This is a genomic window from Microbacterium sp. BK668, from assembly GCF_004362195.1.
GTDB lineage: Bacteria > Actinomycetota > Actinomycetes > Actinomycetales > Microbacteriaceae > Microbacterium.
On sequence record NZ_SNWG01000002.1, the window covers coordinates 50,804 to 72,204 of the forward strand.

General features: G+C 72.2%; 20 protein-coding genes. 11 read left to right on the forward strand and 9 right to left on the reverse strand.

Annotated elements, in window-relative coordinates; translation table 11 throughout:
* Positions 1-3 precede the first annotated feature (3 nt).
* The 4 genes from EV279_RS14155 to EV279_RS14170 are packed head-to-tail and all read right to left on the reverse strand — an operon-like array spanning position 4 to position 4,305.
* The gene (locus EV279_RS14155) at positions 4-993 is read right to left on the reverse strand and encodes a MoxR family ATPase (protein WP_243728630.1); all 990 of its coding nucleotides are present in this window, start codon (positions 991-993) and stop codon (positions 4-6) included.
* On the reverse strand, positions 990-2,189 hold the full coding sequence (locus EV279_RS14160; RefSeq protein WP_133545099.1) for a DUF4350 domain-containing protein: 1,200 nt from the start codon (positions 2,187-2,189) through the stop codon (positions 990-992). Before EV279_RS14160 ends, EV279_RS14155 begins: the two co-directional genes overlap by 4 nt.
* Entirely contained in the window at positions 2,186-2,866 is a 681-nt protein-coding gene (locus EV279_RS14165; protein ID WP_133545100.1) for a DUF4129 domain-containing protein, read from the reverse strand. The genes EV279_RS14160 and EV279_RS14165 overlap by 4 nt, the downstream gene beginning before the upstream one ends.
* A complete protein-coding gene (locus tag EV279_RS14170; protein WP_133545102.1) occupies positions 2,857-4,305 on the reverse strand; it encodes a glycerophosphoryl diester phosphodiesterase membrane domain-containing protein in 1,449 nt (482 codons plus the stop codon). Before EV279_RS14170 ends, EV279_RS14165 begins: the two co-directional genes overlap by 10 nt.
* Positions 4,306-4,529: 224 nt before the next feature.
* Between EV279_RS14170 and mtrA the strand changes: the two genes are divergently transcribed.
* From mtrA to raiA, 5 genes are all read left to right on the forward strand, one after another.
* A complete protein-coding gene (mtrA, locus tag EV279_RS14175) occupies positions 4,530-5,210 on the forward strand; it encodes an MtrAB system response regulator MtrA (RefSeq protein ID WP_133545104.1) in 681 nt (226 codons plus the stop codon).
* A gap of 91 nt (positions 5,211-5,301) precedes the next feature.
* Positions 5,302-6,969 carry an MtrAB system histidine kinase MtrB gene (gene mtrB, locus EV279_RS14180; RefSeq protein WP_133545571.1) on the forward strand — a complete coding sequence of 556 codons (1,668 nt, stop codon included), beginning with the start codon at positions 5,302-5,304 and terminating at the stop codon, positions 6,967-6,969.
* Positions 6,966-8,642 carry a GerMN domain-containing protein gene (locus tag EV279_RS14185; RefSeq protein ID WP_133545106.1) on the forward strand — a complete coding sequence of 559 codons (1,677 nt, stop codon included), beginning with the start codon at positions 6,966-6,968 and terminating at the stop codon, positions 8,640-8,642. Before mtrB ends, EV279_RS14185 begins: the two co-directional genes overlap by 4 nt.
* A gap of 100 nt (positions 8,643-8,742) precedes the next feature.
* Positions 8,743-9,396 carry a phosphoribosyltransferase family protein gene (locus EV279_RS14190; RefSeq protein WP_133545108.1) on the forward strand — a complete coding sequence of 218 codons (654 nt, stop codon included), beginning with the start codon at positions 8,743-8,745 and terminating at the stop codon, positions 9,394-9,396.
* Positions 9,397-9,505: 109 nt separating this feature from the next.
* On the forward strand, positions 9,506-10,165 hold the full coding sequence (gene raiA / locus EV279_RS14195; RefSeq protein ID WP_133545110.1) for a ribosome-associated translation inhibitor RaiA: 660 nt from the start codon (positions 9,506-9,508) through the stop codon (positions 10,163-10,165).
* 73 nt (positions 10,166-10,238) lie between these two features.
* On the opposite strand, the gene EV279_RS14200 is transcribed toward raiA, so the two are convergent.
* The 3 genes from EV279_RS14200 to EV279_RS14210 all read right to left on the reverse strand — a co-directional run bounded on the left by EV279_RS14200 (position 10,239) and on the right by EV279_RS14210 (position 12,807).
* Positions 10,239-11,606: a hypothetical protein gene (locus tag EV279_RS14200; RefSeq protein WP_133545112.1), complete on the reverse strand. Its 1,368-nt coding sequence runs from the start codon at positions 11,604-11,606 to the stop codon at positions 10,239-10,241.
* 93 nt (positions 11,607-11,699) lie between these two features.
* Positions 11,700-12,128, reverse strand: coding sequence for a hypothetical protein (locus EV279_RS14205; RefSeq protein ID WP_133545114.1), 429 nt, complete (start codon positions 12,126-12,128; stop codon positions 11,700-11,702).
* Positions 12,129-12,198: 70 nt separating this feature from the next.
* Positions 12,199-12,807, reverse strand: coding sequence for a PadR family transcriptional regulator (locus EV279_RS14210; RefSeq protein WP_133545116.1), 609 nt, complete (start codon positions 12,805-12,807; stop codon positions 12,199-12,201).
* Between the two features lie 234 nt (positions 12,808-13,041).
* Between EV279_RS14210 and secA the strand changes: the two genes are divergently transcribed.
* From secA to EV279_RS14225, 3 genes are all read left to right on the forward strand, one after another.
* A complete protein-coding gene (gene secA, locus EV279_RS14215) occupies positions 13,042-15,867 on the forward strand; it encodes a preprotein translocase subunit SecA (protein WP_133545117.1) in 2,826 nt (941 codons plus the stop codon).
* Between the two features lie 226 nt (positions 15,868-16,093).
* Positions 16,094-17,317: a pyridoxal phosphate-dependent aminotransferase gene (locus tag EV279_RS14220; RefSeq protein ID WP_133545573.1), complete on the forward strand. Its 1,224-nt coding sequence runs from the start codon at positions 16,094-16,096 to the stop codon at positions 17,315-17,317.
* 119 nt (positions 17,318-17,436) lie between these two features.
* Positions 17,437-17,793: a hypothetical protein gene (locus EV279_RS14225; protein ID WP_133545119.1), complete on the forward strand. Its 357-nt coding sequence runs from the start codon at positions 17,437-17,439 to the stop codon at positions 17,791-17,793.
* A gap of 60 nt (positions 17,794-17,853) precedes the next feature.
* Here EV279_RS14225 and EV279_RS14230 read toward each other — a convergent pair whose 3' ends face one another.
* Complete coding sequence (locus EV279_RS14230) at positions 17,854-18,282, reverse strand: Rv3235 family protein (protein WP_243728631.1); 429 nt, start codon at positions 18,280-18,282, stop codon at positions 17,854-17,856.
* Positions 18,283-18,495: 213 nt separating this feature from the next.
* On the opposite strand from EV279_RS14230, the gene EV279_RS14235 reads away from it, so the two are divergent.
* The gene (locus tag EV279_RS14235) at positions 18,496-19,101 is read left to right on the forward strand and encodes a hypothetical protein (RefSeq protein WP_133545123.1); all 606 of its coding nucleotides are present in this window, start codon (positions 18,496-18,498) and stop codon (positions 19,099-19,101) included.
* A gap of 5 nt (positions 19,102-19,106) precedes the next feature.
* On the opposite strand, the gene EV279_RS14240 is transcribed toward EV279_RS14235, so the two are convergent.
* Positions 19,107-19,388, reverse strand: a complete 282-nt coding sequence (locus EV279_RS14240) for a helix-turn-helix domain-containing protein (RefSeq protein WP_208109571.1) — start codon at positions 19,386-19,388, stop codon at positions 19,107-19,109.
* A 99-nt stretch (positions 19,389-19,487) separates the two neighbouring features.
* Between EV279_RS14240 and EV279_RS14245 the strand changes: the two genes are divergently transcribed.
* Together EV279_RS14245 and EV279_RS14250 are read left to right on the forward strand one after the other, a co-directional pair.
* Positions 19,488-20,117, forward strand: a complete 630-nt coding sequence (locus EV279_RS14245; RefSeq protein WP_133545125.1) for an SAF domain-containing protein — start codon at positions 19,488-19,490, stop codon at positions 20,115-20,117.
* Positions 20,114-21,397: a P-loop NTPase gene (locus EV279_RS14250; RefSeq protein ID WP_133545126.1), complete on the forward strand. Its 1,284-nt coding sequence runs from the start codon at positions 20,114-20,116 to the stop codon at positions 21,395-21,397. The genes EV279_RS14245 and EV279_RS14250 overlap by 4 nt, the downstream gene beginning before the upstream one ends.
* Positions 21,398-21,401: the final 4 nt, after the last annotated feature.

Here is a 21,401-nt window from a genome sequence, read left to right on the forward strand (position 1 = left end):
GCGTCAGATCGGGACGCGGGTCTGCTGGACCACGGAGGCCAGGACCGCATCCACCGACACGCCCTCGAGCTCGGCATCGGGCCGCAGCCTGATGCGGTGCCGCCACGTCGGCACGATCATCGTCTGCACGTGGTCCGGCGTGATGGCGGGGTAGCCGCCCAGCCACGCCCACGCCTTGGACGCGGCGAGCAGCGCCGTCGCTGCGCGGGGACTCACTCCGAGCTGCACCGACGGGCTTCGGCGCGTGGCCTGCGCGAGGTCGACGACATAGCCGAGCACGTCGTCGGCGACGGTGACGGATGCCGCGGCCCGCTGCGCCGCGCGGATCTCCGAGGGCGACACGACCTGTCCGAGACCGGCGGCGCCGAGGTCGCGGGGGTCGAAGCCGCTCGCGTGGCGCCGCAGCACCGCGAGCTCGGCGTCGCGCGCCGGCACCTCGACGAGGAGCTTGAGGAGGAACCGGTCGAGCTGAGCCTCGGGCAGCGTGTACGTGCCCTCGTGCTCGATGGGGTTCTGCGTCGCGGCGACGAGGAACGGGTCGGGAAGCGGCCGCGTGACGCCGTCGGTCGAGACCTGCCGCTCCTCCATCGCCTCCAGGAGCGCGGCCTGCGTCTTCGGCGGTGTCCGGTTGATCTCGTCGGCGAGCAGGATGTTCGTGAAGACCGGGCCCTCGCGGAAGTCGAACTCGCCGGTCTTCGCGTCGTAGACGAGCGAGCCCGAGACGTCGCCGGGCATGAGGTCGGGCGTGAACTGGATCCGCTTCGTGTCCAGGCCCAGCGCCGTCGCGAATGCGCGGACGAGGAGCGTCTTCGCCACGCCCGGCACGCCCTCCAGCAGCACGTGGCCGCGGGAGAGGAGCGCGATGAGCAGGCCCGTGATCGTGCCGTCCTGTCCGACGACGGCCTTGCCGACTTCGAGCCGCAGCCGGTTCATCGCGTCGCGGAGCTGATCGGGCGCGAGCGTGTGCTCCTGCATCCGGGTGGCGTCGGTCATGGAGCGTTCCTTTCCGGGCGGACGGTCTGCGCGACCGCCTCCTCGAGATGGCGGAGCCGGTCGCGGAGCGCGACGAGCTGTGCGTCGTTCCGGGGCAGATCATCGATCAGGATGCCTCGCACCGCGCCGCGGTCCCAGCCGAGGCGGCCGGCCGCGGCATCCGCGATCTCGTCCGCGCCGGCCGCGGGGCCGAGTCCCAGGATCCGGGCGAGCCGCACGAGAGCCGACAGCCGCAGCTGATCGGCCGCGTGGACGGCGTCGCGGGAGCGCGCGTACAGGCGCGCCCGGCCCTCGGTCGTCTCGGAGACCCGCACCGTCACGGGCAGGCGCTCGGGCACGAGCGGCCCGAACCGGCGGCCGCGCCAGACCCCCGCGGCGACGGCGGAGACGAGCAGGAGGACGATCATGGGGCTCACCCACGGCGGTGTGAGCTCGCCGAGCGAGGGGTCGCCGCTGGTGAGGTCGGTGTCTCCGGGGGCGGGCGCGTACCAGACGACGATCGGGTGACGCCCGAGAAGGTTGATCCCGAGCGCCGCGTTGCCGTTCTCGGCGAGGGACTCGTTCACGAAGAGCGTCCGCCCGTCGACCGCGCTGACGCGGCGCGTGCCGTCATCGGAGACGACGAGGCCCCAGCCGTCGCCGGACGGGTAGCAGGTGACGTCGTCGGAGGTCGTGGCGAACACCGCTCCCGGGAGCACGGCGCCGGCGCGCTCGGCGTCGCCGAGGTCGCAGCGCGGCTGGACGCGCTCGCCGGCGCCGAAGCCCGCGGCTCGGGCGCCGGGCAGGAGGAGCCGCAGCGTCCGCGACCGCGGATCGATGAGGACGACGTCGGCGGCGGCGGCGGCGAGGTCTCGGACAGCGCCGTCCGACAGGGCGGGGGTGTCGGGAAGGACGAGGGTCGCGTCCCGCGCGAGGGCCGCGTCTCGAGCGGAGGAGCGGTCCCGGGCGACGACGACCTCGACGCCGTGCTCCCGCAGGACCTCGACGAGGGCGCGCGCGCCGTCCGGCCCCGCCGACTCCGGGTCGAGGACCCCGCGCGCCGCCCACTGCGACAGGCCCGCGAGGGCCGCGCCCACCCCGCCGACGAGGAGGATCACGACGGCGATGACGATCCAGCCGAGGGCCCCGCGCCGGCGGCTCCGAGTCTCGGGCGCCGGCCCGTCGGCTGTGCCGACGGACGCTGCGGCCACGGTCATCGCCCGGCTCCCAGCTGCTCGAGGTCCCGCGGCCGGCTGCGCGCGACGACCTCGTCGACAGCCGCGACGCGGCGGTAGAGCTCCTCGTTCCCCGGCCGGCGGAGGTACCGGACGTCGTCGAAGCCGGCGGCGGCATCCTCGAGCGCTTCGGCCGATGCGGGGAAGACGCGCCCCGCGCTGCGCGCGAACGCGTGGACCGTGGCGCCGGGCGGATTCTCGACGGCTCCGCGCTCGACGAGTCCGCGCGCGAGGGCCCGGAAGCGCAGGACGACAGCGGCGTCCCACTCCTTCCGGGCGGCGCGGCTCTCCGCATCGGCTCGCAGCTCGGCCGCGGAACGGCTCTCCGGCTCGCCGAAGAGCTCGGCGACGGCGGCGCGCGAGCGCGACGTTGCGCGCGGACGTCCCCACACGAGGAAGGCCGCGACGAGGAGGACGACTACGACGAGGACGGCGATGATCGCGGCCGCCGATCCCCACGGGCCGTCCAGCTGCGTGGCGAAGAGGCGCTCGACGAAGTCGGCGATCGCGCGCGCGATGCGGTCGAAGAGGGTCGGCTGCGCCTCCGCGTACACCGGCTTCGAGAGCTCCTCCTCCGCCCAGCGCCGAGCCTCGTCTCCGTCCGGGGTCAGTGGCGGGACGGAGTCCGCCAGGCGGACGATCGAACCGGTCAGGCCCACGGCGACTCGCGGTCGGTGCCGTCGGTCGGCTGCGCGGGCGCGCTCGGCGGCGCGGACCGCGCCTCGTCGGGCGCCGTAGCCGCGCGCTGCTGCGGGTCCGGCTGCGGGTGACGCGCGGGGGGCGGAGGGGGGAACGCGCCGGCGGGCGGCGGCGGATACGCGGCAGAGACGGGCGGCGGCGGGTACGGGGCGGAGGCGGGCGGCGGCGGATAGGCGGCGTAGGCGGGCGGCGGGGCCGGGTACGCGGGGTAGGCGGGCGCCGGGGCCGGGTGCCGGGCACCGCTCCGGTACGGGTCGGGGTCCGCCGTCCCCGGGGCGGGAGCCGCCGCGAACGGCATGGTGCCGGGACCGGCCGGGAAGGGCGCGTATGCCGGCGCGTATCCGGCGGGGCGGGGCGCCAGGACGCGCCCGATGTGTTCGAGATAGGGGTCGGGGAGGCCCACGGCCCCGGCATCCCGGCGCTCGACATACGCGAGCAGATCGAGGTCGAGACCCTCGTGACGCATACGGCAGTCGATGTAGATGAGGCCGGTCGCGGTGGCCTGCACGACGGTCGCGACGGCCTGGATCAGGACGACGACGGCCTGGGACAGCAGGCCGCCCGCGATGAGCGCGATGATCTCGCCCACCCGCGGATCACCGGTCGGCGTGATGACGGTCGACATCGCGACGGACAGGAAGGAGAACGGGATGCTGACGACCTGGGCTATGCCGCCGAAGATGAGGCTCAGCAGCAGCAGGATCCCGAGCGTCGACCAGAAGCGCCCGCGGGTGAGCCGCCACGACCGGCCGACGGCGTCGCCGATCGTCGCCCGCTCGAGGATGATCGCCGACGGAACGAGCACGAGCTTGACCATGAGCCACCACACCAGCGGGATGGCGGCCAGCACGAGAAGGATGCCGAGTCCCGCCGCGGCGGGCGGAGCGACGGAGCCGAGGCCGAAGATCGCGAACCCCGCGACGGCGACGGCCGCCACGATGACGAGCAGCACGAGGAACGCGTATGCCAGAAGCCGCCAGGCGACGGGCTTGACCCTGAGCCACAGCCGGCCCAGCGGCAGCTTCTCGGCCACCGCGGCGTGGGCGACCTCGGTGACGACGACGCCCTGCACGAGGACGCCGAGGGCTCCCGCCGCGAGTCCGAGCACGATGCCGACCACGACCGTGACGGCGACCGAGCCCGCGAGCACCGCCTCGTAGTCGTCCGTGCCGGGCTGGAGCGTGTCGAGGCGGGAGAACGACGCGACGGCGACCGCGCCGACGGCGAGGATCACGACGATGTACGCGACAGCCTGCACGCACAGTGCGAAGCCCAGCAGCACTCTGGGGTTCTGACGCAGCGCGGCGAACGAGCGACCGAGGATCGTGCCGAACGTCAGCGGGTGCAGCGGGATGATCCCCGGGCGCGACGCAGGCGTCCATGCCGGGTACGCGGTCACAGCTCCTCCTCGTGCCCTCGCCGCGGGGGCCGCGGGGTCGCCGGGCAGATCCCTATCGTGTCACATCGACTGCTCCGCGCCCCGCGCCTCTCGGCCGTTGTGCGGCGGGTGCCGACGCTCCGCTCAGGCGGGGTCGACTACTCTTTCTCCCAGTGCGCCATGGGGAGGAGCGGGCATCCACCGCAGCGCCCCCCGGCGCCGGACAGAAGGACGAAACGCGCGCGATGACTTCACGCATCCTGGTGGTCGACGACGACACCGCTCTCGCCGAGATGATCGGCATCGTGCTGCGCACGGAGGGCTTCGACACGGTCTTCTGCGCGGACGGCGCGAAGGCGGTCGACGCGTGGCGGTCGGAGCGCCCCGACCTCGTGCTGCTGGACCTCATGCTGCCGGGGATCGACGGCATCGAGGTGTGCACGCGGATCCGGCAGGAGAGCGGCATCCCGATCATCATGCTCACCGCGCGAACCGACACCGCCGACGTGGTGAAGGGTCTCGAGTCCGGGGCCGACGACTACATCGTCAAGCCCTTCAACCCGAAGGAGCTCGTCGCGCGCATCCGCACGCGACTGCGCCCCACGTCCCAGCCGTCGAACGACACGCTGCGGATCGGCGACCTGACCGTGGACGTCGCGGCCCACGAAGTGCGCCGCGGCGAGTCGCCGATCGCCCTGACCCCGCTGGAGTTCGAGCTGCTCGTCGCCCTCGCCTCGAAGCCGCAGCAGGTCTTCTCGAGGGAGATGCTGCTGGAGCAGGTGTGGGGCTATCACTACAAGGCCGACACGCGGCTGGTGAACGTCCACGTGCAGCGCCTGCGCGCGAAGGTCGAGCTCGACCCCGACAACCCGAAGATCGTCACGACGGTCCGCGGCGTGGGTTACCGGGCCGGCGCGGTGGTGTGAGGCGACGGTGACGGCGGCGCCGACCGGCCCGGTTCCGACGCCGCGCCGCGCCTCGGCGGGGTGGCGCGACTGGCGATCCTGGCCGGACACGATGGCCGCGCTGTGGCGTCGGTCGCTGCGGTTCCGGATCGTCGTCGTCACCCTGGGCCTCACGGCCGTCGCCGTGCTCATCGCGTGCGTGCTGATGGCCCTGTTCATCCAGAACGACCTCTTCGTGACACGGCGGGACCAGGCGCTGAGCGACGCCCGCCGGGCGACGACGGCCGCACAGGAGACGCTCGACACGGCGAATGTCCAGGGCGCCGACAGCGCGCAGCTGCAGAGCCTCATGAACAGCGTCTACACGACGCTCGTCCAGCAGTCCTCGACCGACATGATCTCGGCGTCCCGGATCGACCGCACGGCTCCGCAGGCGCCGCAGGACTTCACGGTCGGCGGCTTCGACGAGTCCCTCGTCACCGAGGGGATGAGGGCCGCGGTGCGCACCAACGCCGCACCCCAGTGGTGGCAGTCCGTCGCCCTGGCCTCGACCGACGGCGGGACGATGCCCGGGATCGTGGTGGGGCAGCAGCTGCTCGTCCCCGAGGTGGGGGCGTACGAGCTCTACTTCGCCTACGACCTCGGCAGCGCCGACCAGACGCTCGCCTTCGTGCAGGGCGTCCTCTGGGTCGTCGGCGTGGCCCTCATCGTCATCATCGGCGGCATCGCGTGGTTCGTCCTGCGCTCGGTCACGACCCCCATCGGCGAGGCGGCCGATACGAGCGCCCGTCTCGCGGCGGGCGAGCTCACCGTGCGGCTTCCCGTGAAGGGCGAGGACGAGCTGGCCACGCTCGGACGCTCGTTCAACGCGATGGCCGACAGCATCGAGTCGCAGATCAAGGAGCTCGCCGACCTCTCGCTCGTGCAGCAGCGCTTCGTCTCGGACGTCTCCCACGAGCTGCGCACGCCGCTCACGACGATCCGCCTGGCTGCCGACATGATCAACGACCAGCGCGACGAGTTCGACCCGGCGACGGCCCGCGCGGCCGAGCTGCTCAACGCCCAGGTGCAGCGCTTCGAGACGCTCTTGACCGATCTCCTCGAGATCAGCCGCTACGACGCGGGGTCGGTCCAGCTCGAGCTCGAGCCGACGAGCCTCGCCCACCTCGCCGAGGACGTCATCGCGTCGATGCACCAGCTCGCCGAGCAGCACGGCACGGACGTGCGCCTCGTCGCCCCGGGCGGGTACTCCCCGGTCGACATGGACCCCCGCCGCGTGCGCCGCATCGTGCGGAACCTGCTCGGCAACGCCATCGAGCACGGCGAGGGGCGACCCATCGTGGTGACGGTGGACAGCAACCAGCAGGCGGTGGCCCTCGGCGTCCGGGACTTCGGCCTCGGCATGCGTTCCGAAGAGGTCGAGCACGTCTTCGACCGGTTCTGGCGCGCCGATCCCTCCCGGACCCGCACGATCGGGGGAACCGGCCTGGGGCTGTCCATCGCGCTGGGCGATGCGCGCCTCCACGGGGGCGAGCTCGCGGTGTGGTCCGAGCTCGGCCGCGGCTCGCACTTCGTCCTCACTCTGCCGCGCACGTCGGCGCCCTTCACCGGCACGTCTCCCATCCGCCTGGAGCCGATCGACGAGACGGTCGAGGAGTTCGGTCGCACCGAGCCGATCGTCGTCCCCGCCGCTCCCGCGCCGCCCGACTCGCGCGCGGTGGCGCCCGAGGCGCCTCCCGGGGTCGTCGGCCCCGCTCCGACCCGTGGAGGGGTGTCGTGAGTCCCCGGCGCGGCCTCGCCGCGGCTCTGGGAGCGCTTCTGCTGGCGCTCGCGGGGTGCGCGGGCCTGCCCACCGCCGGCCCCGTCACGCCCGGTCTCGAGGCGGGTGCCGAGGCGGGCGAGCCGGACTTCGCCTTCCGCCCCGACAGCCCGCAGCCGGGTGCCACCCCCGAGGAGATCGTCGACGGGTTCATCCGGGCCGGGACGGGGCCGGGCAAGGACGGGCAGTGGTCGGTCGCGAAGGAGTACCTCGCGCCGGGCACGGACTGGGACCCGACGGCACGGGTCACGATCGATGAGCCGGGCGACCGCATCTACTCGTCCACCGCTGAGGACCAGGTATCTCTCACCCTCAGCCATGTCGCGGATGTCGACGAGCTCGGTGCCTACGAGCCGAGCGCGGGCGAGCCGACGAAGCTCGACTTCCGCCTCGCCGTGCAGTCGGACGGAGAATGGCGCATCACCGAGGCGCCCGACGGACTCGTCCTCGACATGTCGCAGTTCTCGAGCGTCTTCCAGCGGTACTCCCTCATGTACTTCGACCCGACGTGGAAGTACCTCGTGCCGGATGTGCGCTGGTTCCCGCGCACCAACGCGGCCACCTACGTCACCGACGCCCTCATCGACGGGCCGCCCGCGACGTGGCTCGCGGCATCCGTCGCCACCGCCTTCCCGGAGTCGGTGTCGGTGCGTCCCTCCGTGCCGGTCGACAGCGACGGCGTGGCCCAGGTGGAGCTGGACGCCGCCGCGGCGGACCTCAGTCCCGACATCCAGTCCCGCATGCAGGCGCAGCTCGAGGCGAGTCTCGGATCGGTGGCGGGCGTCTCCTCGGTGGCCATGACGGCCGGGGCCACGCCGCTGGACGTCCAGCCCGTCGCCACCCGGTCCACGCGGGTGAGCTCCCTCGCGGCGGTGCAGACGGAGAACGGGTTCGGGTTCCTCAACGGCGACGAGATCGACCCCATCGACGGCCTCACCAACGCGATGACGCAGGTCGACTCGGTCGCCATCCAGGTCGCGCCCGATCGCGATTTCGCGGCGGTGCAGGTGACGACCGGCTCGAACGTGCGGGTGCAGGCCAACGGCGATGTGCTCGAGTTCGACACCCGACCCGGCCTCGTCGAACCCACCGCCGATCCCTCCGGCTACAGCTGGAGCGTTCGGCGCGATGATCCGAGCAGCCTCGTCGCCTTCTCAGCGGGAAGCGAGCAGTCGCCGATCGCCAATGCGTGGCCCGAGGCGACCCGCGTGAGCTCGATGGCGATCTCCCGCGACGGCACCCGGCTGGCCGCGGTCGTGACCTCCGGCGGACGATCCGCCGTATGGATCTCGGGCGTCATCCGCAGTGCCGACGGCACCCCCTCCGGGCTCGGCGAGCCGGTCGCCCTCGGGTCGCTGTCCAGCGAGTCCGCGTCGGTGGCCTGGCTGGACGACATCACGGTCGGCGTGCTCTCGGGAGTCGGGGCCGAGCCCGAGGTCGTCGAGCTGACGGTCGGCGGCCCCGCCTCCGTCACCGCAGCGCCCTCGGGTGCCGCGCAGCTCGCCGGCGGCAACCAGGGCACCCTGCGGGTGCGAGCCGCCGACGGCGCGCTGTACTCCAAGCGCGGATCGACGTGGCCGCAGACGGGCGCCGGCATCCTGGTGCTCGCGACGCAGCAGGGCACGCCGCAGTAACCGGCGAATCGTCTCCTCCCCGGCCGCGGAGTGGCCGCCGTTCTCCACTTCCCTTCGTCCGGACGGGGGATGCCGGAACCCTGGTGGGATCCTCGGCGGCATGCCTCCTCTCCTTCTCACCGTCGCAAGAGCCCTCTCCGACGCGCTCGCACTCGTGCTCCCGGTCGACTGCTCGGGCTGCGACGCGCCCGAAACGCTCCTCTGCGAAGAGTGCCGCATCTCCCTGGCCCCGCGCGTGCGGCGTCGGCTCATCGACGGCGTGGCCGTGTGGAGCGGCGTCGGATTCGAGGGACCGCCGGCTCGTGTCATCCGTGCCCTCAAGCAGGACGGACGCATGGGCCTGGCCCGCGCCCTCGCGCCCGCCCTCGCCGCTGCGGTGCGGGCTGCCGCGGGCGCCGGTGATCCCGTCGTCGTCGTCCCCGTGCCGACGTCGCGCGCGGCGTTCCGTCGCCGGGGCTATCGCGTCCCCGACCTTGTCGCGAGGCGGGCGGGGCTGCGGGTGGAGCGGCTCCTGGTGTCCGCTCGCCGCACGGCGGATCAGCGCGGCCTCGGGCGGAGCGAGCGGGCACGCAACGTCGCCGGATCCTTCGCCGCGCGCTCGCGCGCGAGGGGCGCCAGGGTCGTCGTCGTCGACGACGTCGTGACGACGGGCGCGACCCTTCTCGAGGGCGTGCGGGTCCTCCGGGAGGCGGGCGCCGACGTGGTGGGATGTGCGACCGCGGCCAGCACGCCCCGCCTCGTCACTTCCAGGTGACGCACGGGAAATGACAGGTGACAGGCCGGGAGCGCGCGGCTACCGTGGGGGTGACAAGGCGACTGAAGGTCCGCCCTTGGCCGGGTGGACCGGAACAAGGAGGTCAAGGATGGAAACCAGCATCGTCGGCGTGGGAGTGGGGATCACGGATCGCTTCCGCTCGGTCGTCGAAGAGAAGGCCACCCGGATCGAGCACCTTGCTCCGCGCGCTCAGCGTGTCGAGGTCAAGGTCACACACCGCGCGTATCACAACGGTCGGATAGAGGACTCGACCGTTGAGCTGACTCTGACGGGCAAGGGCCCGATCGTCCGCGCTGAAGCCGTCGACGGCGACAAGTTCGCCGCTCTCGACCTCGCCGTCGACAAGCTGTGCGAACAGCTCCGGCGGGCCAAGGACAAGCGGGTCGACTCCCGCAACCACCCGCGTGGCGCAAAGTTCGAGAAGGAGAGCGGCGCCCTCCAGGGGATCGATCTGCAGCCGGCATCCGTCGACGTCATCCGAGCCGTCGCGACCGGCGAGATCCCCATCGTCACCGGGAACGAGGAGGAGGAGGGCTACACGCCCGTCGTCATCCGCACGAAGCACTTCGAGGCCGAGTGGATGACCGTCGAGGAGGCCGTCGACCGGATGGAGCTCGTCGGCCACGACTTCTTCCTCTTCATCGACGCCCGCAGCGACAACCCGAGCGTCGTCTACCGCCGCAAGGGCTGGGACTACGGCGTGATCTCGCTCAGCACGCAGGCCGCTCCCGCGGAGCTCGCGTCGTAGCGCACACGACGGAAGGAGAGGGGATGCCGCGGGTCGCGGCATCCCCTCTCCTTTCATCCGGTCGGATCCGGCGTCAGTCGAAGATGCCGTCGAGGATGCTGCCGATCACGAGCCCGCCCATGATGCCGCCCATGAGGTCGCCCGCGCCGCCGCCTCGGCGTCCGCCCCAGCCCTGCGGCTGACCTCCCCACGCGCCGTAGCCGGGTTCGCCCCACCCCTGCGGGCGGTACGCCTCGATGTCGCGCTGGGCGAGCTGGAGGCCCTCGCTCGCGAGGAACGCCGATCGCCGGGCGACGGCGAGCGCCTGCTCGCGCTGGTCCTCGGGGATGGCCGTGATGGTCGCAGCCGAGGCGCCGAGATATCGGTCGAGGTCCAGCCGCAGGCGCTCGGCCTCCGCGAGACGGGTGCGCGCATCGGCGCCGATCCATCCGCGATGCCCGGCGATGACGTCTCGCGCGACGGCGAGCTGCCGGTCGGCGTCGTCGATCGCGTTCCGGACGTGGGTGAAGTCGGGGACGGGGTGCGCCTCGCGCTCGCGGGCGGCGGCGATCGCGGCATCCAGTCCCGAGTTCGCCTCGCGAAGCCGCGTGAGCTGCGAGAACGGGTCGGTGTTCACCCCGGCGGCCGGGAGCGCGGCGAGCGCCGCTTCGAGCTCGCGGACCGCCTGGTGCACGGCCGGCACCTGCGGAGCGTCCCGCGCCGCGACGAGGTCGCCGCGCGAGTCCTCTACGACGGCGGCGAGGATCGACTCGGCGCGGAGTGCTTCGACCTCGAACGTCTCCACGGCCTCCAGAAGCGTCCCCGCGCGGCGCACGGCCTCGGTCGAGGCCTCGAGCGCCAGATTGGCCTGCTCGCGCTGGCCGGCTTCGCGGCGCCGCTCCGAGACCCCGGCGCTGTGCTCGGCGAAGCCGAGGAGCTGCTCGGCCTCGGCGGGGTTCGCCTCGATCCGGCGCAGGGCGTCGGCGGAGTAGCGGGCGGTCAGCCGGCCGAGGGTCTCGCGGGCCGGCGCAAGCTGCTGGCGGAGGGCCGCGGCATCCCGACGGACCCCCGCGATGATCTCGGGCGCGCGCCGCACACGCGCGATGCGCTCCGCGAGCGCTTCCGTGCGGTCGTCGAGGAGCTCTTCTGCCCAGTCGCAGAGCTGCACGATGCGCGCGTTGCGCGTGCGCAGCTCTTCGGGGGTGTCGGGGATCTCGTCGTGATTGAGCTGGTTGAGGTGGAACGCCTCGCCGAGATGCCGGCGGACGGCGTCGAGGGCGTCGCGCAGGTCCTTCGTGGCGTCGGGCCCCAGCTCCGCCTCCGCGAAGACGAGCTCGTCGGTGGTGAGCCGGATGCGCTCGTCCGCCTCGACGATCGCCGTTCGCGCGCGCCGTGCGAGGTCGGCGTCCTGCGCCTCGAGCTCCTCACGATCGCGCTTGCGCCTTCCCCAGAATCCGGACATGCATCGATCCTACGGTCGCGGCGCGGCGGCCCCGCCGGGAGGGGCTGAGCGTCCGCCGCAAGTACCCTCCGTGGTGCACGGGTGCCGCTCCGCTCAGACCGCGGAGCCACGACGGTGGAGGCAGGAGCGGATGAAGCTCAGCACCTCCGCATCTCCGGGCGCGGCGCCCGTCTCGGCATAGTGCGCCAGCAGCCCGATCTCCCCCTCTCCGAGCGCCGGGACCTCCATGCGGATCTCGGTGAGCGTCCGATCCAGCTCGCTGGAGAACAGAGTCGCCGTCTCGGCGATGAGCGGGGGGACGGCCCGCCACGGACGAAGCCGTCCCATGAGCCGCTTCGGTCCTCCCGCGCCGTCGATCCGCTCCCACCCGCTCCACAGGCCACTGGGGAGCGAGATCATGAGCCAGTCGCGGGTCTCGTCCCAGACGACCGGCAGAGACCGACGGCAGACGGAGACGTCGTCCGCTCCGGCGCCGAGCGCCTCGGCGAGAGCCGCGACGCGTGCGGTGGAATGTGCGTCCATGCCGCCGAGCGTAGGACCATCCCGGCGCAGAGCACAGGACGCCGGGCGTGGGAGCGGACGGGCGCGGTCATCAGTGCAGGGCGGCGGCGGATGCCTCGGCGCGCGCGGGCCGGCCGCGCCTGGGTCGCTCGGTGGACAGCGCCAGCGCCGTCGTCCGGGTCGGGTGCTTCGCCAGGCGCTCCTCGGCGCGATCGAGCCAGCGCAGCTCCGCCTCCGCCGCGGAGATCATCGCGTCGACCACGAGTGCGCCGGCGAGGGCCTCGGCATCCTCTCCCGTCGCACCCGCCTGCTTGTCGGCGAGCCGGCGCAGCTGCGCGACGGACGCGCGCCGTTGGGCGCGGATCACCTCGGCGACCTCGATCCCCGGGAGGGTCGCGGCGACGGCGAGCTTGATCGCGAGCTCGTCCCGGGTGGCGGCGGGGCGCTGGACAGGGGAGTCGAGCCAGCGCTTCACCTCGGCGCGGCCGGCATCGGTGATGCGCCAGTAGACATGTCCGTGCTCGTCGGCGCCGGCGTTCTCGGCGAGGCCGTCGCGCTCGAGGCGGTCGAGGGTGTTGTAGATCTGCCCGGCGTTGAGCGGCCAGGTCGAACCTGTGCGGCGGTCGAACTCGGCGCGCAGCTGGTAGCCGTAGCAGGGGCCCTGATCGAGGATCGCGAGCAGACTCTGACGCACCGACATGGCAACTCCTTCTGCATACCGGGTATGCAGTTGCCGAGCATAGGCAGACGACGCGGTCCGGTGACGGATGCCTCGCCGTGCGGTCCACGATGGGGATGCCGGCGGCCGGGCCGCGGCATCCACAGCACCCTTCAAGGTCACAGACGGATAACATGGGCAGATATGCCTGGGCGCTGGGGCGCCCGGCGGCACCGGTGCCGAACGGCACCGGACCCGACAGATGGAGACACTGAAGTGGCCAATCCTCTCGAGAAACTGCTTCGCGCCGGCGAGGGCCGCATCCTCCGGCGGCTTCAGCAGGTCGTGAAGGCTGTCAACGCCCTCGAGGAGGACTACGCCCAGCTGACCGACGAGGAGCTGCGCAACGAGACCGTCGAGCTGCGCGCCCGCTTCGAGGCGGGCGCCACGCTCGACCAGCTCATGCCCGAGGCCTTCGCGGCCGTCCGGGAGGCGGCCAAGCGCACGCTCGGCCAGCGTCCGTACGACGTGCAGATCATGGGCGGTGCGGCGCTGCACCTCGGCAACATCGCCGAGATGAAGACCGGTGAGGGCAAGACCCTCACGGGCGCCTTCCCGGTGTACCTGAACGCGATCGCGGGCAAGGGCGTCCACGTCGTCACAGTGAACGACTTCCTCGCGGGCTACCAGTCCGAGCTCATGGGCCGCATCTATCGCGCGCTCGGCATGACGACCGGCACGATCCTCGCCGGACAGACCCCCGCGGTCCGCCGCGAGCAGTACAGCGCCGACATCACGTACGGCACGAACAACGAGTTCGGCTTCGACTACCTGCGCGACAACATGGCGTGGCGCAAGGAGGACCTCGTGCAGCGCGGTCACTTCTACGCGATCGTCGACGAGGTCGACTCGATCCTCATCGACGAGGCGCGGACGCCCCTCATCATCTCAGGCCCGTCGTCGGGCGAGGCGAACCGCTGGTTCATGGAGTTCGCGAAGATCGCCAAGACGCTCGAGGTCGGCGTCGACTACGAGGTCGACGAGAAGAAGCGCACGATCGGCGTCCTCGAGCCCGGCATCGAGAAGGTCGAGGACTACCTCGGCATCGAGAACCTCTACGAGTCGGCGAACACCCCGCTCATCTCCTTCCTCAACAACTCGATCAAGGCGCTCGCGCTGTTCAAGCGCGACACCGACTACGTCGTGATGAACGACGAGGTGATGATCGTGGACGAGCACACCGGCCGCATCCTCGTGGGCCGCCGCTACAACGAGGGCATCCACCAGGCCATCGAGGCCAAGGAGAACGTTCCGGTCAAGGCCGAGAACCAGACCCTCGCGACGGTGACGCTGCAGAACTACTTCCGTCTCTACGACAAGCTCGCCGGTATGACCGGAACGGCCGAGACCGAGGCCGCCGAGTTCATGTCGACGTATCAGCTCGGCGTCGTGACCATCCCGACGAACCGGCCGATGATCCGCAAGGATCAGCCCGACCTGGTCTACAAGAACGAGCAGGCGAAGTTCGCGCAGGTCGTCGAGGACATCGCCCGTCGTCACGAGACGGGACAGCCCGTGCTCGTCGGCACCGTCAGCGTCGAGAAGAGCGAGTACCTCTCCCGCCTGCTGGCGAAGAAGGGGATCAAGCACGAGGTCCTCAATGCGAAGAACCACGCGCGCGAGGCCGAGATCGTGGCCCGCGCCGGCCGCCTCGGCGCGGTCACGGTCGCCACGAACATGGCCGGTCGCGGAACCGACATCATGCTCGGCGGGAACGCCGAGTTCCTCGCCGTGCAGGAGATGAAGGCGAAGGGGCTCGACCCCGTCGAGACGCCTGACGAGTACGAGGCCGAATGGGATGCCGTCTACGAGGGGACGCGCGACCGGGTCGCCGAAGAGGGCTCGAAGGTCGTCGAGGCCGGCGGTCTCTACGTGCTCGGGACGGAGCGCCACGAGTCGCGCCGCATCGACAACCAGCTGCGCGGACGCTCGGGACGACAGGGAGACCCGGGCGAGAGCCGCTTCTACCTCTCGCTGACCGACGACCTCATGCGCCTCTTCCAGTCCGGCGCCGCCGAAGCGATCCTCGCTCGCACGAACTTCCCCGACGACGTCGCGATCGAGTCGTCGATGGTGTCCCGCGCCATCAAGAGCGCGCAGTCGCAGGTCGAGTCGCGCAACGCCGAGATCCGCAAGAACGTGCTCAAGTACGACGACGTCCTGAACCGCCAGCGCGAGGCGATCTACAGCGACCGCCGTCATATCCTGCAGGGCGATGACATCGCCGACCGCGTGCAGCACTTCATCGAAGACGCCATCGAGGCCGTCATCGACGACCACACCTCGACCGGCCACACCGAGAGCTGGGACTTCGACGCCCTCTGGACCGAGCTCAAGACGCTCTACCCCGTGAGCGTCACCATCGACGAGGTCGTGGCCGAGGCAGGCACGAAGGGACGGATCACGCCCGACGGCCTCAAGCGCGAGCTGCTCTCGGACGCGCGGATCGCGTATCAGAACCGCGAGGAGAGCCTCGGCGAGGCCGCCATGCGCGAACTCGAGCGCCGGGTCGTGCTCCAGGTGCTCGACCGTCGCTGGCGCGACCACCTCTACGAGATGGACTACCTCAAGGACGGCATCGGCCTGCGCGCCATGGCCCAGCGCGACCCGCTCATCGAGTATCAGCGCGAGGGCTACCAGATGTTCCAGGCGATGATGGGGCAGATCAAGGAGGAGTCGGTCGGCTACCTCTACAACCTCGAGGTCGAGGTGCGCCGCGCCGAGGGCGAGACCGAGGTCGACGCGAAGGGCCTGGGCGCGACCCCGATCGAGGGGCAGCGGCTGGAGTACTCCGCAGCGAACGACGCCGGCGAGGTCGAGGTGCGCAACGATCGCGGGCAGGTGCAGCAGTCGGCGACCAACCGCCTGCGGCAGGCCGCTGCGGCCGCCGCGGCATCCGGATCCGGCCCGTCCGCCGCGGCCGCCCAGACGCAGACTGCGACGCGCGAGGCGCCGCGGGGTGCGTTCGGGCAGCGGACGGATGCCCCGTCCCCCGCGCCGCAGAACCGCTCGCAGCGCCGCGCCGCCGAGAAGAAGAAGTAGCTCGCACGACAGCGGCCCCGCGTGAACGCCCCGGCTCTCCTCGGAGGGCCGGGGCGTTTCGTCGCGCCGGACGTTCGGTTGGCGCGGTCTGTCGTCTGCCGTGCCGCCGAGCGACGGTATGGGCCATATGAAGGACGGATGCCGCGGCCTCGCGCTCGGCGCGGAGGCCAGCCGTGGTCCGTTGGCCCGGAGGAGCCCCGGATATCCTGAACCGATGAGCAAGACCCTGCCGCTGCGTACGCTCGACCAGTCGAGCAAGCTGAAGAACGTCCTGTACGAGATCCGCGGACAGGCGCTCGTGGAGGCGGACAGGCTGGAGTCGGAGGGTCACACGATCCTCAAGCTCAACACCGGCAATCCCGCGGCATTCGGATTCGAGGCGCCGTTCCAGATCGTGCGCGACATGATCGAGGCGATGCCGCACGCGCACGGCTACTCCGACAGCCGCGGTATCGCCTCGGCCCGCCGGGCCGTCGTGTACCGCTACGAGGAGGAGCCGGACTTTCCGCGTGTCGACCCCGACCACGTCTACCTCGGCAACGGCGTCTCCGAGCTCATCACCATGACGATGCAGGCGCTCCTCGACGAGGGCGACGAAGTCCTCATCCCCGCTCCGGACTATCCGCTGTGGACGGCCATGACGAGCCTCGGCGACGGTACGCCGGTGCACTACGTCTGCGACGAGGGGAACGGCTGGCAGCCGGATCTGGAGGACATCCGCTCGAAGGTGACGCCTCGGACGAAGGCGATCGTCGTCATCAATCCGAACAACCCCACCGGCGCCGTGTACACGCGGGAGGTGCTCGAGGGCATCGCGGAGATCGCTCGTGAGCACTCGCTCCTCGTGCTGGCGGACGAGATCTACGACCGCATCCTGTTCGACGACGCGCGGCACATCCCGATGGCTTCGGTGGCCCCCGACCTGCTCTGCCTCACCTTCAACGGGCTCTCGAAGACGTACCGAGTGGCGGGATACCGCTCCGGCTGGCTCGTCATCACGGGGCCGCGCGAGCACGCCTCCGGCTTCCTCGAGGGCATCACGCTCCTCGCCTCGACGCGTCTGTGTCCCAACGTGCCGGCCCAGCACGCCGTCCAGGCTGCGCTCTCGGGCGTCCAGTCGATCGATGCGCTCATCGCGCCCAGCGGACGCCTGCACGAGCAGCGCGACGCCGCATGGGAGGGGCTCGAAGCGATCCCCGGTGTGTCGTGCGTCAGGCCCCAGGGCGCCCTGTACGCCTTTCCGCGCCTGGATCCGGAGATCCACGACATCCACGACGACCAGAAGCTCGTGCTCGACTTCCTCCTCTCCGAGCACGTCCTCCTCGTTCCCGGCACGGGGTTCAACTGGGCGACGCCCGATCACCTCCGCATCGTCACGCTTCCCGAGGCGCGCGTCCTCTCCGAGGCCGTCGAGCGCCTCGGCAATTTCCTCGCGTCGTACAAGCAGTGACGTCGCACTGACGCGGGGGAGTGGCCCGGCCCGGACCGCCGAAGACTCCGCCGGCACGGGGAGGGGGCGGAGATCGTCAAGCCCTCGCGGGCCACGGGCACCGGTCCTACCGTGGCGGTATGTCCATCGAGCTGAACAGACCGGCACTGAAGCACGCACGCGCCCTGATCCGCGACGGCAAGGTCGTGCGCGACCAGCGCGACGACTGGTCGGAAGCCGCACCGACCGCGGACGAGGAGAACGGATTCATCGAGCGCGAGGGCTGGACCCGGTACTCGCACTGGCATCTCGGCATCGACAAGAGCGAGAACGCGGAGACCAAGGGTGCGTACTCCTTCCCCTTCGGCGACTTCCGCAAGGTGCACCGAGGAGGCGTCATCGCGGGCGAGAGCCGTGCGGGCCAGTACGACCACACCGAGATCCGCGACGCGCTCAAGAAGCTGCTCGAGCTGATCGACGAGGACGCTGGCGAATAGGACGAACGGACGAGCGGGCCGCCACGACGCTGGGGTCGGCCCGCCGCCGGCTCGTCCGGCCTACAGAAGGGCGAGCGACGTCGCGCGCCAGCGCCCGTCCATGCCCTCCAGCCGGACGGCGACGGCGCGGGTCCGTGCGGGCCCGGCGACGATCACGACCGCCTCGACGACGCCGTCGGCCGGAGCGGAGTGATGCACCGACAGGATCGAGTGCACGGGGCGCTTGGCGGGAACGCCTCGCGCGCTGCGCGCGCGAGCCGAGAGATTGGACCGCACGACCAGCTTCCGGAACGCGTCCTCGGTCACCCAGCGGGCCAGCTGCTCCACCTCGCGCGTGCCGGAGAAGACCTCCAGGACGCCCCGTGTGAGGTTGTGCAGAAACGGCTCCGGGTCGGGAAGCTCCGCGGCGGACGTGCGCTGCGGAGCGAAGAAGTCGGACAGCTCGTATGCGGCGTCGGCGGCGCTGCGCGGACGGACTGCAGGCATCATCGCCATCAGTGGCCTATCTCGGGAAACGAAATCTCGTCGGGGGGACGATCTGGCGGAAATTACAGCACATTCCGCTCTCTCATCAAAGTCTCATCGGAGTGCCTGTGGATAACCCTCGCGTCGCCGGTCGGTGCAGCGCGTCCAGGCTGCCGTCGCGCCCGCCGCTGTGGATGGCCGGGCGGCGGCGACGCGGCGATGCCCTAGTCTCACGAGGTGCGCTGGGACCGCTTCTTCGACGACCTCGAGGATCAGCTCGCGTCGGAGTGGGAGGCGGAGCGCGCCGCACTGGACAGCGAGGCCGAGCGCCTGCGGCTGTCGCGGGTGCCGCTGCGCGACCGGCTTGCGGCGCTGATCGACCGCGAGCGCGGCGCGGCCCCCGTCTCGGTCGAGCTGCGCGACGGCACGATCCTCGTCGCCGAGGTCACGGGCCTCGGCGCGGACTGGGCGGCACTCGAGCCCGCCTCGTCGCGCTCGGGGGCGGTGATCGCGCCCCTCGCCGGCATCATGTCGATCGGGATGCCGCATCCCGACCTCCTGCGCACCGCACGACCGCTTCCCTCGCGTTCGACCCTGTCGGAGCGCATGACGCTCGGCTTCGCCCTGCGCGACCTCGTCCGGCGCCGGGTCGCGGTGTCTCTGCATCTGGTGCACGGCCGGACGCTCACGGGGACGATCGACCGCGCCGGCGTCGACCATCTGGACCTCGCGCTGCACGAGCCCGGAACGCCGCGCCGTGCGGACGACGTGAGCGGACACCGCATCGTCCCCTTCGAGGCGATCGCGTGGGTGCGGCTGGGAGCGGGCGCGTCCTCCCGCTGAAGACGTCAGTCCGAATCGCGGATGACGCCCGTCCCCCACAGCTCGGGGAAGCTGGCCTCGTTGGACTGGCGCCACAGCGCCATGCGGCGGGCCTCCTCGACCCGGTCGTCGAGATAACGCTCGACGCTCCCGGCCTCGATGCGCCACCGCGCCGGCGAGCCGACTCGCACGCCCCGCAGCTGCGCGGCGTGCACGAGCTCGAGGACCTCCGCAACGGACACGCCGAGCAGCTCGGCCGCTTCGGCGGGAGCGAGCATCCGGCTGCGCGAGGTCGGGTTCTCGGGCATGCCCCCATTATGGCCGCGCCCCGAGGGGGCGGCTCCGGGCCGGTGCGCCTTGTGGATAACGACGGCGTGCCTCGGCCCGGCTGAGCGACCATGGTTCGCATGACCGCTATCGAGTCCCCGCGCCCACGCCCGCGCGCCTTCTGGGGCGATGCCCGGTTCTTCCTCGGCATCCTGCTCATCGCCGCGTCGGTCGCCGGGGTCTGGTTCGTCGTCTCCGCGGCCCGCCAGACGGTGCCGGTGTTCGCGGCGACGCGCACGATCGTCCCGGGGGAGGCGGTCGCGGAGGGCGACGTACGGGTCGTCGAGGTGGCACTCGGACAGCTGCGGGACTTTTACCTCACGCCCGGCGCGCTCGATGAGGGACTCGTCGCGACGCGCACCGTCGAAGCGGGGGAACTGGTCCCGGACAGCGCGGTGGGGGCGGCGACCGCCGCCGCGACGACGACCGTCGTGCTGCGAAGCGCCGTGGACGTCCCCGCCTCCGTGGGCGCCGGGTCGGTGGTCGAGGTCTGGGAGGCGCCGCTCGTGGACCGGGGAAGTTACGACGTCCCGCGCATCCTGGTGCCGGACGCCACCGTCGTGTCGGTGACGCGCGACGACTCGGTCATGGGCGGCGCGGCCGCCTCGCTGGAGGTCGTGATCCCGCGCGCCGACGTCGCCGCCGTCCTCGCCGCGATGGCCGCGGAATCGGCCCTGTCGATCGTGCCCGGCGGGGGAGCGGGGCGGTGACCGTCCTCGTCGCCGTCGACGAGCCGCGGGGGAGCGCGCTGGCGGCCGACCTCGAGCGGGAGGGCGTCGCGGTGGTCGACGTCATCCCGGCCTCGGCGCTCGCCGCGGTCGCCGCCGACGGCCTGCACGGTCTCGATGCCGACCGCGTCGCCGACGCCGTGCACGCCGCCGACACGGTGGTGCTGCAGGCCGACCGGTCCACGCTCACCGCCTCGGCGGTCGCCCTGTGCGACCGCTGCGGTGTGCGCATCCTTCCCCTGGCGAAGGATGCCGCCGACAGCCGCCTCGTCGAGACCTTCGGGCTGGCCGGACCGTGGCCCCTCGAGATCGAGCCGTGGCGGCTCGTCGACGCGATCGCCGGCGCCGCCGCCCCCGCCGAGGCTCTCGAAGAGCGGCGAGACGGCAGCCGGCCCGGGCCGCGGCATCCCCGCCTCATCGCCGTCTGGGGGCCGGCGGGAGGACCGGGCCGCACGACGATCGCGATCGAGCTCGCCGTCGAGCTCGCTCGCGGCGGGCGGCACGTCGGTCTCGTCGACGCCGACACGCACGCGCCCTCGATGGCTCTGCAGCTCGGGCTGGCGGACGAGGGGCCGGGCTTCGCCGCCGCCTGCCGCCAGGCCGAGCTCGGCGGGCTCGACTCTCGCGAGCTCACCCGCATCTCGAGCCCGCTCGGCCGGACGGGGGTCGACGTCCTGACGGGGATCAACCGGCCCTCGCGCTGGCCCGAGCTCAGCGACGGCCGGGTGGCGGCGGCGCTCGCGGTCTGCCGGGAGTGGGCCGACTACACAGTGGTCGACGTGGCGGCGCCGCTCGAGCGCGACGAGGAGATCGTCAGCGACCTGGACGGCCCCCGGCGCAATGCCGCGACCCTGGCCGCCCTGCGCTCGGCCGACCTCGTCGTGGCCGTCGCCGCGGCCGACCCGGTCGGGATCGCGCGATTCCTCCGTGCGCACGCGGAACTGCGCGCGACGATCGGGTCGACGCCCGTGGCGGTGCTCGCGAACCGCCTGCGGCCCGGCACCCTCGGCCTGGACGCCCGGGGGCAGGTGCGGCGGACTCTCGACCGCTTCGCCGGCATCCGCGACCTCTGGTTCGTGCCGACCGACGCGCGATCGACGGATGCCGCGATCCTCGCTGCGCGTCCGGTCGCCGAGATCGCACCGAAGTCACCGCTCACGCTGGCCGTGCGGCGGTTCGCGGGCGAGGCGGTGGCGCCCCCGCCGGACGTCGCGGAGGCGCCGAGGCGCGGCATCCGTAGCTCCGCTTCTCGCGCTGCGTGATGAC

Coding starts and splice junctions, on each gene's coding strand:
- EV279_RS14155 (WP_243728630.1), bottom strand. CDS start 993: ATGACCGACGCCACCCGGATGCAGGAGCACACGCTCGCGCCCGATCAG.
- EV279_RS14160 (WP_133545099.1), bottom strand. CDS start 2,189: ATGACCGTGGCCGCAGCGTCCGTCGGCACAGCCGACGGGCCGGCGCCC.
- mtrA (WP_133545104.1), top strand. CDS start 4,530: ATGACTTCACGCATCCTGGTGGTCGACGACGACACCGCTCTCGCCGAG.
- mtrB (WP_133545571.1), top strand. CDS start 5,302: ATGGCCGCGCTGTGGCGTCGGTCGCTGCGGTTCCGGATCGTCGTCGTC.
- EV279_RS14190 (WP_133545108.1), top strand. CDS start 8,743: ATGCCTCCTCTCCTTCTCACCGTCGCAAGAGCCCTCTCCGACGCGCTC.
- raiA (WP_133545110.1), top strand. CDS start 9,506: ATGGAAACCAGCATCGTCGGCGTGGGAGTGGGGATCACGGATCGCTTC.
- EV279_RS14200 (WP_133545112.1), bottom strand. CDS start 11,606: ATGTCCGGATTCTGGGGAAGGCGCAAGCGCGATCGTGAGGAGCTCGAG.
- EV279_RS14205 (WP_133545114.1), bottom strand. CDS start 12,128: ATGGACGCACATTCCACCGCACGCGTCGCGGCTCTCGCCGAGGCGCTC.
- EV279_RS14210 (WP_133545116.1), bottom strand. CDS start 12,807: ATGTCGGTGCGTCAGAGTCTGCTCGCGATCCTCGATCAGGGCCCCTGC.
- EV279_RS14225 (WP_133545119.1), top strand. CDS start 17,437: ATGTCCATCGAGCTGAACAGACCGGCACTGAAGCACGCACGCGCCCTG.
- EV279_RS14230 (WP_243728631.1), bottom strand. CDS start 18,282: ATGATGCCTGCAGTCCGTCCGCGCAGCGCCGCCGACGCCGCATACGAG.
- EV279_RS14240 (WP_208109571.1), bottom strand. CDS start 19,388: ATGCCCGAGAACCCGACCTCGCGCAGCCGGATGCTCGCTCCCGCCGAA.
- EV279_RS14245 (WP_133545125.1), top strand. CDS start 19,488: ATGACCGCTATCGAGTCCCCGCGCCCACGCCCGCGCGCCTTCTGGGGC.